The 12,584-nt window shown below is 51.9% G+C and carries 11 protein-coding genes and 2 tRNA genes; 3 read left to right on the forward strand and 10 right to left on the reverse strand.

Annotated features, from left to right (window positions below):
- Positions 1-9 precede the first annotated feature (9 nt).
- From hflX to nnr, 7 genes are all read right to left on the reverse strand, one after another.
- The gene (hflX, locus tag SK36_RS18660; protein WP_045438953.1) at positions 10-1,290 is read right to left on the reverse strand and encodes a ribosome rescue GTPase HflX; all 1,281 of its coding nucleotides are present in this window, start codon (positions 1,288-1,290) and stop codon (positions 10-12) included.
- Between the two features lie 73 nt (positions 1,291-1,363).
- Entirely contained in the window at positions 1,364-1,672 is a 309-nt protein-coding gene (gene hfq, locus SK36_RS18665) for an RNA chaperone Hfq (RefSeq protein WP_045438949.1), read from the reverse strand.
- Positions 1,673-1,756: 84 nt separating this feature from the next.
- On the reverse strand, positions 1,757-2,707 hold the full coding sequence (miaA, locus tag SK36_RS18670; protein WP_048222323.1) for a tRNA (adenosine(37)-N6)-dimethylallyltransferase MiaA: 951 nt from the start codon (positions 2,705-2,707) through the stop codon (positions 1,757-1,759).
- Complete coding sequence (mutL, locus tag SK36_RS18675; protein WP_048222327.1) at positions 2,700-4,562, reverse strand: DNA mismatch repair endonuclease MutL; 1,863 nt, start codon at positions 4,560-4,562, stop codon at positions 2,700-2,702. Before mutL ends, miaA begins: the two co-directional genes overlap by 8 nt.
- Before the next feature lie 9 nt (positions 4,563-4,571).
- The gene (amiB, locus tag SK36_RS18680; protein ID WP_048222329.1) at positions 4,572-5,900 is read right to left on the reverse strand and encodes an N-acetylmuramoyl-L-alanine amidase AmiB; all 1,329 of its coding nucleotides are present in this window, start codon (positions 5,898-5,900) and stop codon (positions 4,572-4,574) included.
- 16 nt (positions 5,901-5,916) lie between these two features.
- Entirely contained in the window at positions 5,917-6,378 is a 462-nt protein-coding gene (gene tsaE, locus SK36_RS18685; protein ID WP_045438937.1) for a tRNA (adenosine(37)-N6)-threonylcarbamoyltransferase complex ATPase subunit type 1 TsaE, read from the reverse strand.
- The gene (nnr, locus tag SK36_RS18690; protein WP_048222332.1) at positions 6,350-7,897 is read right to left on the reverse strand and encodes a bifunctional ADP-dependent NAD(P)H-hydrate dehydratase/NAD(P)H-hydrate epimerase; all 1,548 of its coding nucleotides are present in this window, start codon (positions 7,895-7,897) and stop codon (positions 6,350-6,352) included. The genes tsaE and nnr overlap by 29 nt, the downstream gene beginning before the upstream one ends.
- Here nnr and queG point away from each other — a divergent pair.
- Positions 7,896-9,035 (forward strand): tRNA epoxyqueuosine(34) reductase QueG, encoded by a 1,140-nt coding sequence (queG, locus tag SK36_RS18695; RefSeq protein ID WP_045438931.1) that lies wholly within the window; start codon positions 7,896-7,898, stop codon positions 9,033-9,035. The two genes, nnr and queG, sit on opposite strands and share 2 nt — an antisense overlap.
- Positions 9,036-9,304: 269 nt before the next feature.
- Here queG and SK36_RS18700 read toward each other — a convergent pair.
- The 3 genes from SK36_RS18700 to orn all read right to left on the reverse strand — a co-directional run bounded on the left by SK36_RS18700 (position 9,305) and on the right by orn (position 10,238).
- A tRNA-Gly gene (locus tag SK36_RS18700) sits at positions 9,305-9,380 on the reverse strand.
- Between the two features lie 37 nt (positions 9,381-9,417).
- Positions 9,418-9,493 (reverse strand) — tRNA-Gly (locus SK36_RS18705).
- Between the two features lie 199 nt (positions 9,494-9,692).
- Positions 9,693-10,238 (reverse strand): oligoribonuclease, encoded by a 546-nt coding sequence (gene orn / locus SK36_RS18710; protein WP_048222334.1) that lies wholly within the window; start codon positions 10,236-10,238, stop codon positions 9,693-9,695.
- 218 nt (positions 10,239-10,456) lie between these two features.
- Here orn and rsgA point away from each other — a divergent pair, with 218 nt between their 5' ends.
- Both rsgA and asd read left to right on the forward strand, forming a co-directional pair.
- Entirely contained in the window at positions 10,457-11,509 is a 1,053-nt protein-coding gene (gene rsgA, locus SK36_RS18720) for a small ribosomal subunit biogenesis GTPase RsgA (RefSeq protein WP_197086133.1), read from the forward strand.
- Positions 11,510-11,601: 92 nt separating this feature from the next.
- Complete coding sequence (gene asd / locus SK36_RS18725) at positions 11,602-12,570, forward strand: archaetidylserine decarboxylase (RefSeq protein ID WP_045438907.1); 969 nt, start codon at positions 11,602-11,604, stop codon at positions 12,568-12,570.
- Positions 12,571-12,584: the final 14 nt, after the last annotated feature.

Here is a 12,584-nt window from a genome sequence, read left to right on the forward strand (position 1 = left end):
TCCTCCCGGTCAGACGATGTAATCTGCCAGGGTCGGTTCTTGTTTACAGAGGCGACGCCAGTCAACGATCGGCATACGAACTTGCAGACCTACGCTGCCATCCTCCTCCATCCACTCTTTTTCTATTGCCTGAAGTTGGTAAAACCGGCTTCTCAGACGCCCTTCCTGCGGCGGTAAACGCAACGTATGCTGCGCAACCTCACCGGAAAGCCGCTCTGTCAAAGCCTGAAAAAGTTGTGGTATACCAATGCCAGTTTGCGCAGAAACCCAAACGCGGATTGGTTTATTCTCTTCATCTCTGTCGATACGCGGTTCAAAATCATCCAGCATATCGATTTTATTCATCACCAGCAGGGTCGGGATCTCGTGCGCGTCGATCTCTTCGAGAACCGTATCCACAGCCTGAATATTTTCCTGCACACGGAAATCTGCCGCATCAATAACGTGCAGCAGCAATGTCGCCTGACGCGTCTCCTGCAAGGTGGCTTTAAACGCCGCCACCAGGTCGTGCGGCAAATGACGTATAAACCCGACGGTATCCGCCAGCACAGTTTCACCGACATCCGCTACGTCTATACGACGTAGTGTAGGATCCAGGGTCGCAAACAGTTGATCTGCTGCGTAGACCCGGGCTTCGGTTATCTGGTTGAACAAGGTGGATTTTCCGGCGTTGGTATATCCCACCAGTGATACGGTTGGGACATCCGCTTTCTTGCGCGACTGCCGCCCCTGCTCACGTTGCTTTTCAACTTTTTCCAGGCGCGACTGTATCTGCAAAATGCGATTACGCAGCAAACGACGGTCGGTTTCGAGCTGGGTTTCACCCGGACCACGCAAACCAATACCGCCCTTTTGCCTTTCAAGGTGAGTCCAGCCACGGACCAGGCGTGTAGCCATATGACGCAACTGCGCCAGTTCAACCTGCAACTTACCCTCATGGGTACGTGCACGCTGGGCAAAAATATCTAAAATGAGGCCAGTCCTGTCGATGACAAGACACTGGCATAACTGTTCCAGGTTACGTTCCTGGGCAGGGCTTAGAGCATGATCAAAAATCACCACCGCAGCGCCTGTCGCTTTCACGGCTTCCGCAATTTCGATTGCCTTACCTTCACCAACAAAAAACTTCGGGTGCGGTGCTTTACGGCTCCCGGTAATCACCTGCATTGCTTCGACACCGGCGGAAGAAACCAGAGATTCAAACTCCTGGAGATCTTCCATATCTTTGTCTTGCGAAAAATAGATGTGTACCAGTACCGCCTGCTCACCGGCATCATAACGGTCAAACAAGCGTCAACCCCTTAATATATATCAACGGGGAACGCAGGATCTCTGGCTCCCCGTGTGTAAAACAGCCAAAACCTTATTCGGTTTCTTCGCTGTCCTGTTGCGCAGATGAACCCTGCGCGTTGCTACCGTGATGGTAGTTACTGCTGGTGCCGCCGGTGGCGTTATTGCTGTGATGAGAAACCGGGCGAGACGGGACAACAGTAGAAATCGCGTGCTTATAAACCATCTGGCTGACCGTGTTTTTCAACAGGATCACGAACTGATCAAAAGACTCGATTTGACCTTGCAGCTTAATACCATTCACCAAATAAATAGAAACTGGAACACGTTCCCGACGCAGTGCGTTCAGGAACGGATCTTGTAAAGATTGCCCCTTAGCCATTCTCTCTTTTCCTTATATGCTTATTTGTACTTTGAACCTTTCGATTCTGAAAAATTGCGCACGATACGTTTCAATTGTACACATTCAGTTCGCGATAGCACCAACAACCTGTAATACTTCGTTTCGCGCCTGGTCAGGCTTTTCACTGTCAAGCCAGTGCACCCCATCCCAACCACGCAACCAGGTTACCTGCCGCTTCGCCAACTGCCTCGTGGCGCAAACACCTCTATAAACCATTTCATCATATGAGATTTCACCTTCAATGTATGACCACATCTGGCGATACCCAACACAACGAATGGAAGGCAAATCCGTATGCAAATCTCCTCGGGCAAAAAGCGCCCGGACTTCTGCTTCAAAACCTGAAGCTAACATCTGATGAAAACGCTGCTCAATTCGCTGATGGAGCAGTTCACGGCTCGCCGGGGCGATAGCAAACTGATGCACCTGATACGGCAAAGCATCTCCTGACGTTTGCGTCAGCTCCGTTAAAGTTTTACCCGAAATGAAAAAAACTTCCAGTGCCCGGGAAAGTCTTTGCGGATCATTTGGATGAATCCGCGCTGCGGCAACAGGATCAATCTCCTGAAGCTGCCGATGTAACGCGTCCCACCCAAGCTCTGCCGCCTGCTGTTCAATTCTGGCCCTGACCTCCGGATCCGCCGACGGTAACGGCGACAACCCCTCAAGCAAGGCTTTGAAATATAACATTGTGCCGCCTACTAACAGCGGGATACGCCCCGCTGCAGTAATATCAGCCATCTCGGCTAGCGCATCTCGACGAAAATCCGCAGCAGAATACGCCTGTGCCGGATCGCGAATATCCAGCAATCGGTGCGGTGCAGCCTTTAGCTCTTCAGCATCGGGCTTGGCGGTACCGATATCCATCCCCTTGTAAATAAGGGCGGAATCAACGCTTATCAACTCTACAGGCAAAACTTTACGCAATTCAATTGCTAATGCCGTTTTACCAGAGGCCGTTGGCCCCATTAAAAAAATTGCCTTTGGCAGGCTCGCCTTACTGATATCACTCATGTTTCAGGGCGTTCATTACCGAATGTAAATCAACAGGTTGTAACAGACCACCCGGCGGCGCCTTCACAAGCTGCGGACAGAGCCGCTCAACATCCGCCAACAGCGTAATAGCCTGAGCCATGCTCCACTGCGGATGTTCACTCATCAGGTTACGCGCAATCCACTGTGCAATGTTGCCATGTTCGAATACGGACTGCTGCGCCAGGTAGCCTATCAGTTCAGGAATCAAGATTTGTAAATTTTGTTGGCGTAAGGGTAAAGGCACTGCTCGGATGGTCACATGCTGCGCATCCAACTGAAATTCAATGCCCAAATCCGCCAACTGGCTTTGCGCTTTTTGCAAAGCCGCCTTTTCATCTGCGCTCACTTTCAAACGCAACGGGATCAGCAATGGCTGAGCACAAACAGGTCCCTGTCCCGGCGTCAACTGCGCCTGACGCAACCAACGTTCAGCTACCGGTAGCGCCAACAGCCGGATATGTCCGTCACATTCGAGTAACGCACAGTCTGCACCGACGATTGTCAGGACTCGGCCAAAACTTTGGCTGTGTCCGGCAAGAGAAGACTCTGCCACGTTGGGTACAGCGGATTTGTGCGTTGGAACCGGAGCAGGTGTCTGAAGTAGTTGTTGGTAAACTTCACCCTGTTGCTTTTGATACCCAGGCTGAGCATGCGGCCAACTGGCAGATGCCTGGCGACCGCCACCACTCCCTGCCGATACGGAATAACGCGGCGTAGTGGGTTCACGTGCTGGCGCAGGTTCTGCAAAGTGATTACGTCCCGCCGCAACCCGGTTTTCCGGGATATGCCTTGGTAGAGGATCTTCATCACCCTCCAACGGAAGCGATGTTTCAAGCTGTTGTTGCAGTACGCTCAGCACCCCCTGATAGATAAAATCATGCACCAGGCGGGACTGATGGAAGCGGACTTCATGTTTGGCAGGATGCACATTTACATCCACCTGATGCGGGTCAATTTCCAGATACAAGACAAATGCGGGTTGTTGATCGGCCCCTAACTTGTCTTCGCAGGCCTGGCGGATAGCGTGGTTAATCAGCCGGTCACGCATCATACGACCATTCACGTAGCAGTACTGAATTTCTGCCAATGCCGCAGTGGTGTGATTCGGGTCAGCTACCCAGCCCCGCAACGTCAAATCGCCATGCTGCCACTCAATAGCCAGCGCCTGCTCCAGAAATGGCGTGCCACAAATAGCGCCCAGTCGACGCTCTTTTTGCCCATCGGCTGTCACCGCGCGGTACTGGCGCATTATTTTACCGTTGTGTGACAAATTAATCGTCACGTCAAAACGCGCCAGCGCAATGCGTCGGATGATTTCGTCAATATGATTAAACTCGGTTTTCTCGGTGCGCATGAACTTGCGCCGCGCTGGCGTGTTGTAGAATAAATCCAGCACTTCCAGCGTAGTACCCACCGGATGCGCAGCAGGTTTAACCGTCACGTCCATATCGCGCCCTTCAGCATACGCCTGCCAGGCTTCGGGTTGTTCTTGTGTACGGGACGTCAGGGTTAAACGTGAGACAGAGCTGATACTTGCCAGCGCCTCCCCGCGAAACCCGAGACTAACGATAGCCTCGAGATCGTCAAGTGAGGCTATTTTACTGGTGGCATGGCGAGCCAGCGCCAGCGCCAGCTCGTCTTTTTTGATACCACAGCCATTGTCACGAATGCGGATAAGCTTTGCACCACCGCGTTCGATATCAATATCAATACGTGTAGCACCCGCATCAAGGCTGTTTTCCACCAGTTCTTTTACTACCGACGCAGGCCGTTCTACCACCTCACCTGCGGCAATCTGGTTCGCCAGCTGTGGCGGTAGAACCTGAATCGGCATGGCTAATCCTTAATTTGTTAACGTATCACCCGGTGATACAGCGCTGGCTGTTTGTGACGGTGCGCCCTGCGGCCCCGTTTGCATAGGGTGCGCCAGGAAGTAGTTACGCAACCCTTTATAAATCGCCTCTGCCAGTTGCTGCTGATAATCATCGCTCGCCAGCAGGCGCTCTTCACTGTTGTTACTGATAAAACCGGTTTCAACCAGTACTGACGGGATATCAGGCGAGCGTAATACGCCAAGGCTGGCGTGCTCTGGTCGACGTTTGTGCATCGAACCAATACGCTCTAACTGGCCGATCATACTGGTCGCCACATCATACCCTACGCGCTGTGAATGACCGAACTGCAGGTCCAGCACCGCCTGGCTTAAGTACGGATCGGACTGACTGTTTGCCAGCACATCCCCCGCACCACCCAACAGCTCAGATTGCTTCTCATGCTGTTCCAGCCAGCCGGCCATTTCACTGTTGGCACGACGGTTTGACAGTACCCACACGGAAGCGCCGGTGGCATCCCGGTTTGGTGCAGCATCCGCATGAATAGAGACCAGGAAATTGGCATTTTGTTTACGAGCGACGTCAGAACGCCCCATCACCGAAATGAAGTAATCGCCATCACGGGTAAGCACGCCTTTAAACATCGGGTCGTCATTCAGCAAGCTACGCAGCTTACGCACAACCGCGATAGTGACGTTTTTCTCCCGCGTACCGCCAGGCCCGATAGCGCCGGGATCTTGCCCACCGTGTCCTGCATCGATAGCGATAACGACTTTATCGCCATTGTTGTTGGTCGCCCGGGCGGCAGGTCGCGTGACCGTATTGCTGTTGGTCACGGCAGTTGTACGATTGCTTTCCGTTTTAAACGGATTGCGTGCAGGCTCAACCGAACGCGGGGCAACAACCGGCGCTTCAACACGCTTCACGACCACTGGTGGAGGTGGAGGCGGTGGAGCATCGGCTTTGATCGTAAACACGACAGTATAGTTACCACCGTTTTGCCGTTTCACGGCTTCAGCTTTCCCGTTTTCGGTTAAATCGACGACCAGCCGCAGAGACTGCGCGTCATTCGGCGTGCCGGAGCGGATCGCCTTCACCAGATTATTGCCACTAAACAGCAGCGGTAATCCCTGAATCACACCGGATTGTTTGATATCCAGCGCGACAGTTCGTTTCCCGTCCTGCGATACGCTGTATTCAGGATCGCCAATAAAACTTAACGTGATCCGCGCCTGTTGGTCGCCGTTGGAAACCTGAAGATCCGAGAGGCTGGCGGCCCCTGCCTGCGCGCACAGCAGGACCAGGGTTGCCATCAGCCAGTTTCTGATGCGATAAATCATCCCGCCACCCTTAAGATTAATCGGCTAAACGCGCCAGCAATAAATCACCCGATGAGGAGACGGCACTTACGCGCGCCTCCCGACCTTGCGCCTGGTACTCAATGTGTATTTCGACGTCCGGGTCAGGAAGCACACCTTTACCTTGTTGCGGCCATTCCACCAGGCAAATTGCATCATTGGCAAAATAATCTCGGATCCCCATAAACTCCAATTCTTCCGGGTCCGCAAGTCGATACAGATCGAAGTGATACACCATCAGGTTATCGAGTGAATAGGGTTCAACCAGTGTGTAGGTGGGGCTTTTTACATTGCCTTTGTGACCCAACGCCTGCAGGAATCCCCGGCTAAAGGTGGTTTTACCCGCACCCAGATCGCCGTACAAATAAATAACAGTTGCGCCGTCACAGGCGTTGGCTACCCGCAGTCCCAGGTCTAAAGTCGCCTGTTCATCAGGTAGCGGAATTACTCGATTCATCATGATAAACGTCAATCACATCAGGGTTAACAATACGCTGTAGCGTGGTAAAGAGATCTGTCGCCAGCATGCCGCGAGTTCCAAAACGCGCTGCCAGCACATCCGCCGCCGCACCGTGCGCGACACATCCTGCACACGCTGCATCATACGGGGTAAGCTTCTGTCCGAGCAATGCACCAATAATACCGGAGAGCACATCGCCCATACCGCCGCTGGCCATTCCTGCATTGCCGGCATCAATAATACCCAACGCATTTTGTTCGGAGGCCACAACCGTACCCGCACCTTTCAGCACCACTACACCTCCGTACCGTTTTACCAGACGTTGTGCAGAAAGTAAGCGATCGTCTTCAATTTCTGCTATGGAACAGCCCAGTAGTCGCGCGGCCTCACCTGGATGCGGCGTGATCACGCGATTGTGACGTTTATCGGGGTTGATTGCCAGCAGGTTAAGCGCATCAGCGTCCCAGAGCATTGGTTTACGAAAATTCTCCACTTTTTGCAGCGCTTTTTTGCCCCACTCCTGCTGCCCAAGCCCAGGACCAATGACCACCACATCCGCCCATTCCAGATTTTCCTCCAGCGCATGCGGCGTTAGCGTATCCACCATCAACTCCGGACGGGCAGTCAGGATTGGCGCAATGTTTTCGCTGCGGGTCAGAACTTTAACCAGCCCGGCACCTGCGCGAAGTGCGGCTTCACCGGCCATACGTATTGCACCAGCAGTGCCATGGTCGCCACCAATAATCACCAGTCGCCCATGGGAGCCTTTATGCGATGTCGGTCGGCGCGGCGTTAACCAGTGGGCAAGTTGCGAAGCATCAAAACGCTGAACAGGCACTTCCTGCCCTGCAAGCCAGGTCTCCAGCCCAAGAGCATTAAAATGAAGATGCCCAGTGACATCACGCGCTTTACCGGTTAACAGTCCCGGTTTTAACGCAATAAAAGTGACGGTATGCGCGGCACTCATCACCGCACCTGGCGTCGCTCCTGTCTGCGCCAGCAGACCGGACGGAATATCTATCGCCACCACGGGAGCAGGGTGCGAATTAGCCAATTCGATCAATGCAGCCAGAGGGGCGCGCGGTGCATGTTGTAAGCCGGTACCGAGCAGCCCATCAATAATGACATCCACCTTTTCCGGCCAGATAATATCTGGAGCATGGATAACGCCCCCTGCATTCAGCCAGGCGTCACGCGCCTGCTGCGCCTCTTCAGGAAGAGGCTTGTCACTCTCCTGCGCCAGTAACGTGACGTTAATACCCACCGCTTTGGCAAGCCTTGCGACCACATAGCCATCCCCACCATTATTTCCGTGGCCACAGAGCACCAGCCAGTGCCGGGAGTCCGGGTACGCGTCGCAGGTAACCTTAAATGTTGCCTCTCCCGCTCGTAGCATCAGTTCATAAAGAGTCAGCCCAAGACTGTCTGCAGCCTCACGTTCCGCTCTCTTGATGTCATCGGCGTGCCAGATGGAGTGTGGTATACTTGCGGGGTTTTTCTTCATTGTATGGTCCGTCATGTCAGAGCCCCTCGATCTCAATCAGTTAGCGCAAAATATTAAGCAGTGGGGGCTGGAACTTGGCTTTCAGCAGGTCGGTATTGCCGATACCAACCTTAGCGAAGCCGAACCCAAACTGCAGGCATGGCTGGATAAACACTATCACGGCGAGATGGACTGGATGGCCCGTCACGGCATGATGCGTGCTCGTCCCCAGGAGTTATTGCCCGGGACTTTACGCGTCATTAGCGTACGAATGAACTATCTCCCTGCCAACGCGGCCTTTGCCAGCACCTTAAAGAATCCGACCCTGGGCTACGTCAGTCGATACGCACTGGGGCGTGACTACCATAAACTACTGCGTAACCGCTTAAAAAAACTGGGAGAGATGATTCAGCAACACTGTGTTTCGCTGAATTTTAGACCTTTTGTTGATTCTGCGCCTATTCTTGAGCGTCCACTGGCGGAAAAAGCCGGGCTTGGATGGACAGGTAAGCACTCACTTATCCTTAACCGTGAAGCCGGTTCATTTTTCTTTTTGGGTGAGTTACTGGTTGATTTACCTTTGCCAGTGGATCTGCCAGCAGAAGAAGGATGTGGGAAGTGTGTCGCCTGCATGACCATCTGCCCGACTGGTGCGATCGTTGAGCCGTACACCGTAGATGCCCGCCGCTGCATTTCTTATCTCACCATTGAGCTGGAGGGTGCAATTCCGCAAGAATTTCGCCCACTGCTGGGAAATAGGATCTATGGCTGCGATGACTGCCAGCTCATTTGTCCCTGGAATCGCTATTCGCAGTTAACCGTCGAAGACGACTTTAGCCCACGCAAACAACTCCACGCCCCAGAGTTAATTGAACTGTTTAGCTGGAGCGAAGCGTGGTTTTTAAAAGTCACAGAAGGTTCTGCCATTCGTCGTATTGGTCACTTGCGCTGGCTACGAAATATCGCCGTCGCGCTGGGTAATGCCCCCTGGGATGGGGCTGTTATCAATGCGCTGGAAAATCGCCGAGGTGAGCACCCACTTCTCGATGAGCACATAGAATGGGCGATTGCGCAGCAAATTGAGAAGCGAAATGCCTGCGTGGTTGAAGTGCAACTGCCGAAGAAGCAGCGCCTGGTCAGGGTCATTGAAAAAGGCTTGCCACGTGACGCTTAAGTCATCCACAGCTTGTGTATAAAAATAAAAACACATTGATATTCAAGAGGGAAAAAATCGTCAAGTGATCGCATTAACAGTTTGAAATGATAATTAATTCAACGTATTCAATTAATTACAAAGATACTATTCACCCGGCTAAGTTTTTTGCATTCCAGGAATAATATCCGAACCTGTGGATAAGTCTGTTTACAAGAGTATGTCAAAGACAAAAGAAAACAGCCCCAACGCGATAATTCGTTGTGGATATGTTTATTGAGATAAGAATTTGGAGCGGGAAACGAGACTCGAACTCGCGACCCCGACCTTGGCAAGGTCGTGCTCTACCAACTGAGCTATTCCCGCTTGGGTGTGTCTGTGCCTGATAAGCACTTTCAAATTTTGGAGCGGGAAACGAGACTCGAACTCGCGACCCCGACCTTGGCAAGGTCGTGCTCTACCAACTGAGCTATTCCCGCACAATCTTCGATGAAATTTGTTGCTGTCGTAATTCGCATTTCTGCGTCGTTACGGGAGGCGCATTATACGAGAAATCCGTTTAGCTGCAACCCCCCTGAATACGTTTTTTTTAAAAACTCGTTCAAGTGATTACTTTGCAGTCAAGCTGAACAATTTAACGTCAAATACCCGGTTACGCAAGCGCACCGGGCATAGAAATCAAAGCTTAATAAAATGCTCGCGATAGTAAGCAAGCTCAGCAACCGACTCGCGGATATCGTCCATCGCCTGATGCGTTCCCTGCTTTGTTAAACCATCAAGGATCTCTGGCTTCCAGCGACGGGCCAGCTCTTTCAGAGTACTAACGTCCAGATAACGATAATGGAAATACGCTTCCAGTTCCGGCATGTATTTAAACAGGAAGCGGCGATCCTGACCGATACTGTTGCCGCAAATAGGTGATTTCCCTTCCGGAACCCACTCTTTTAAAAATGCTAACGTCGCAAGCTCAGCTTCACGATCACCCATCGTGCTCGCCTTTACGCGCTCCACCAACCCACTACCTGTATGCGTTCTGACGTTCCAGTCATCCATTAATGCCAGCTGTTCATCAGACTGATGTACCGCAATTGTTGGTCCTTCAGCCAGAATATTCAGATTGGCGTCAGTCACCAGGGTAGCGATCTCAATGATGCGATCGCGCTCGGGATCCAGACCGGTCATCTCCAGATCGATCCAAATCAGGTTGTTTTCATTGGCACTCATGCTATTTTCCACCCTTCTTACGTGACGATACGCGAAACCATTCATGCTGCATCAAGGCGGCAAGGAAAGAAACCCTGAGGGCGTAGAAAACTATGTGGCCTGGGTTTCTGAGCATAGCCAGTGCTGGGGCAGCGTGAAGGATGAAGCGTATATATTCATCTAAAATTGCGTGTATCATAGATGTTTTGCCCATAATGGGCGATCAGGAGCCAGTACGATTGAGTAAAAATAAACTCTCCAAAGGCCAACAGCGCCGCGTGAACGCAAATCACCAGCGTCGTCTTAAAACGTCCACGGAGAAACCCGACTACGACGACAACTTGTTTGGCGAAACCGCTGAAGGCATTGTTATCAGCCGTTTTGGTATGCATGCCGACGTGGAATCTGCTGATGGTGAAATTCACCGCTGCAACATCCGCCGTACAATTCGTTCGCTGGTTACCGGCGATCGCGTGGTCTGGCGTCCGGGTAAAACGGCAGCCGAAGGTGTCAATGTTAAAGGGATCGTTGAAGCGGTACATGAGCGCACTTCCGTTCTCACACGCCCGGATTTTTATGACGGCGTGAAGCCCATTGCTGCCAACATTGACCAAATCGTTATTGTCTCAGCCATCTTACCTGAACTGTCATTAAATATTATCGACAGGTATCTGGTGGCCTGCGAAACGTTACAGGTTGAGCCAATTATCGTACTCAACAAAATCGATCTGCTGGACGACGAAAGCATGGCTTTCGTAAATGAGCAGATGGATATCTATCGCAATATTGGCTATCGCGTATTGTTGGTATCAAGCCGCACAAAAGACGGTCTGAAACCGCTTGAAGAGGCATTGACCGATCGTATCAGCATTTTCGCCGGTCAGTCTGGCGTAGGTAAATCCAGCCTACTCAACAACCTGCTTGGCCTGCAGGAAGAAATCCTGACCAATGATGTCTCCGACAACTCCGGCCTTGGACAACACACGACTACCGCTTCTCGCCTGTACCACTTCCCGCACGGCGGTGACGTCATCGACTCCCCCGGCGTACGTGAGTTTGGGCTGTGGCACCTTGAACCGGAACAAATCACGCACGGCTTTGTCGAATTCCATGATTACCTGGGCCATTGCAAATACCGCGACTGCAAACATGATGCAGATCCAGGCTGCGCTATCCGTGAAGCTGTAGAGAAAGGGGCGATAGCCGAAGTTCGCTTTGAGAATTATCACCGTATCCTCGAAAGCATGGCTCAGGTAAAAACGCGTAAAAACTTTTCTGATACAGACAACTGACAACTAAGCTAAGCATCGCTAGAATCGTCCCCTTTTTTCCAGGATCCGGCCCACACGCTGGATCAGGAACAAATTATGGCCTGGAGGCTACCTTGTTAAACTCATTTAAGCTTTCGCTACAATACATTCTGCCAAAACTATGGCTCACTCGCCTGGCGGGTTGGGGTGCGAGCAAACGAGCAGGATGGCTAACTAAGCTGGTTATCGATCTGTTCGTGAAATACTACAAGGTCGATATGACAGAGGCGCAAAAGCCGGACACCGCCAGCTATCGCACCTTCAATGACTTCTTTGTCCGCCCATTACGTGACGATGTACGCCCTATTAATACCGATCCAAATGTTCTGGTCATGCCGGCTGATGGCGTGATTAATCAACTGGGAAACATCGAAGAAGATAAACTTCTGCAGGCCAAAGGGCATAGCTATAGCCTTGAAGCGCTGCTGGCAGGCAACTACCAGATGGCGGACAAATTCCGCAATGGTACGTTTGTAACCACTTACCTCTCGCCGCGTGATTACCACCGCGTACATATGCCGTGTAACGGTATCCTGCGGGAAATGCTGTATGTGCCTGGCGACCTTTTCTCAGTAAATATCCTGACCGCGCAAAACGTACCAAACCTGTTTGCCCGTAACGAGCGCGTTATTTGTCTGTTTGATACTGAATTCGGCCCGATGGTACAGATTCTGGTTGGCGCAACCATCGTCGGTAGTATTGAAACGGTTTGGGCCGGCACCATTACTCCGCCGCGTGAAGGAGTCATTAAACGCTGGACATGGCCTGCCGGTGAAAGCGAAGGTTCCGTGGCACTGCTAAAAGGTCAGGAAATGGGCCGCTTTAAGCTCGGTTCAACCGTTATTAACCTGTTTGCACCAGGCAAAGTTAACCTGGTTGAGCAGTTGCAGGATCTTTCGGTCACTAAAATCGGTCAACCGATGGCAATTTCTACCGAGTCTTTCGTAACGCCAGAAGCTGAACCTAACCCACTGCCGAAGGAAGAGATCGAAGCAGAACACGACGTCAGCCCGCTGGTTGATGACAAAAAAGACGAAGGTTAAACATAGGAATCGCT

Origin of the sequence: Citrobacter sp. MGH106 (genome assembly GCF_001037495.1) — a bacterium.
GTDB lineage: Bacteria > Pseudomonadota > Gammaproteobacteria > Enterobacterales > Enterobacteriaceae > Citrobacter > Citrobacter murliniae.

What these genes read in the sequence shown, in the direction of transcription:
- hfq (WP_045438949.1), bottom strand. Translation starts at nt 1,672, where the DNA reads ATGGCTAAGGGGCAATCTTTACAAGATCCGTTCCTGAACGCACTGCGT.
- miaA (WP_048222323.1), bottom strand. Translation starts at nt 2,707, where the DNA reads ATGAGTGATATCAGTAAGGCGAGCCTGCCAAAGGCAATTTTTTTAATG.
- mutL (WP_048222327.1), bottom strand. Translation starts at nt 4,562, where the DNA reads ATGCCGATTCAGGTTCTACCGCCACAGCTGGCGAACCAGATTGCCGCA.
- amiB (WP_048222329.1), bottom strand. Translation starts at nt 5,900, where the DNA reads ATGATTTATCGCATCAGAAACTGGCTGATGGCAACCCTGGTCCTGCTG.
- tsaE (WP_045438937.1), bottom strand. Translation starts at nt 6,378, where the DNA reads ATGATGAATCGAGTAATTCCGCTACCTGATGAACAGGCGACTTTAGAC.
- queG (WP_045438931.1), top strand. Translation starts at nt 7,896, where the DNA reads ATGTCAGAGCCCCTCGATCTCAATCAGTTAGCGCAAAATATTAAGCAG.
- nnr (WP_048222332.1), bottom strand. Translation starts at nt 7,897, where the DNA reads ATGACGGACCATACAATGAAGAAAAACCCCGCAAGTATACCACACTCC.
- orn (WP_048222334.1), bottom strand. Translation starts at nt 10,238, where the DNA reads ATGAGTGCCAATGAAAACAACCTGATTTGGATCGATCTGGAGATGACC.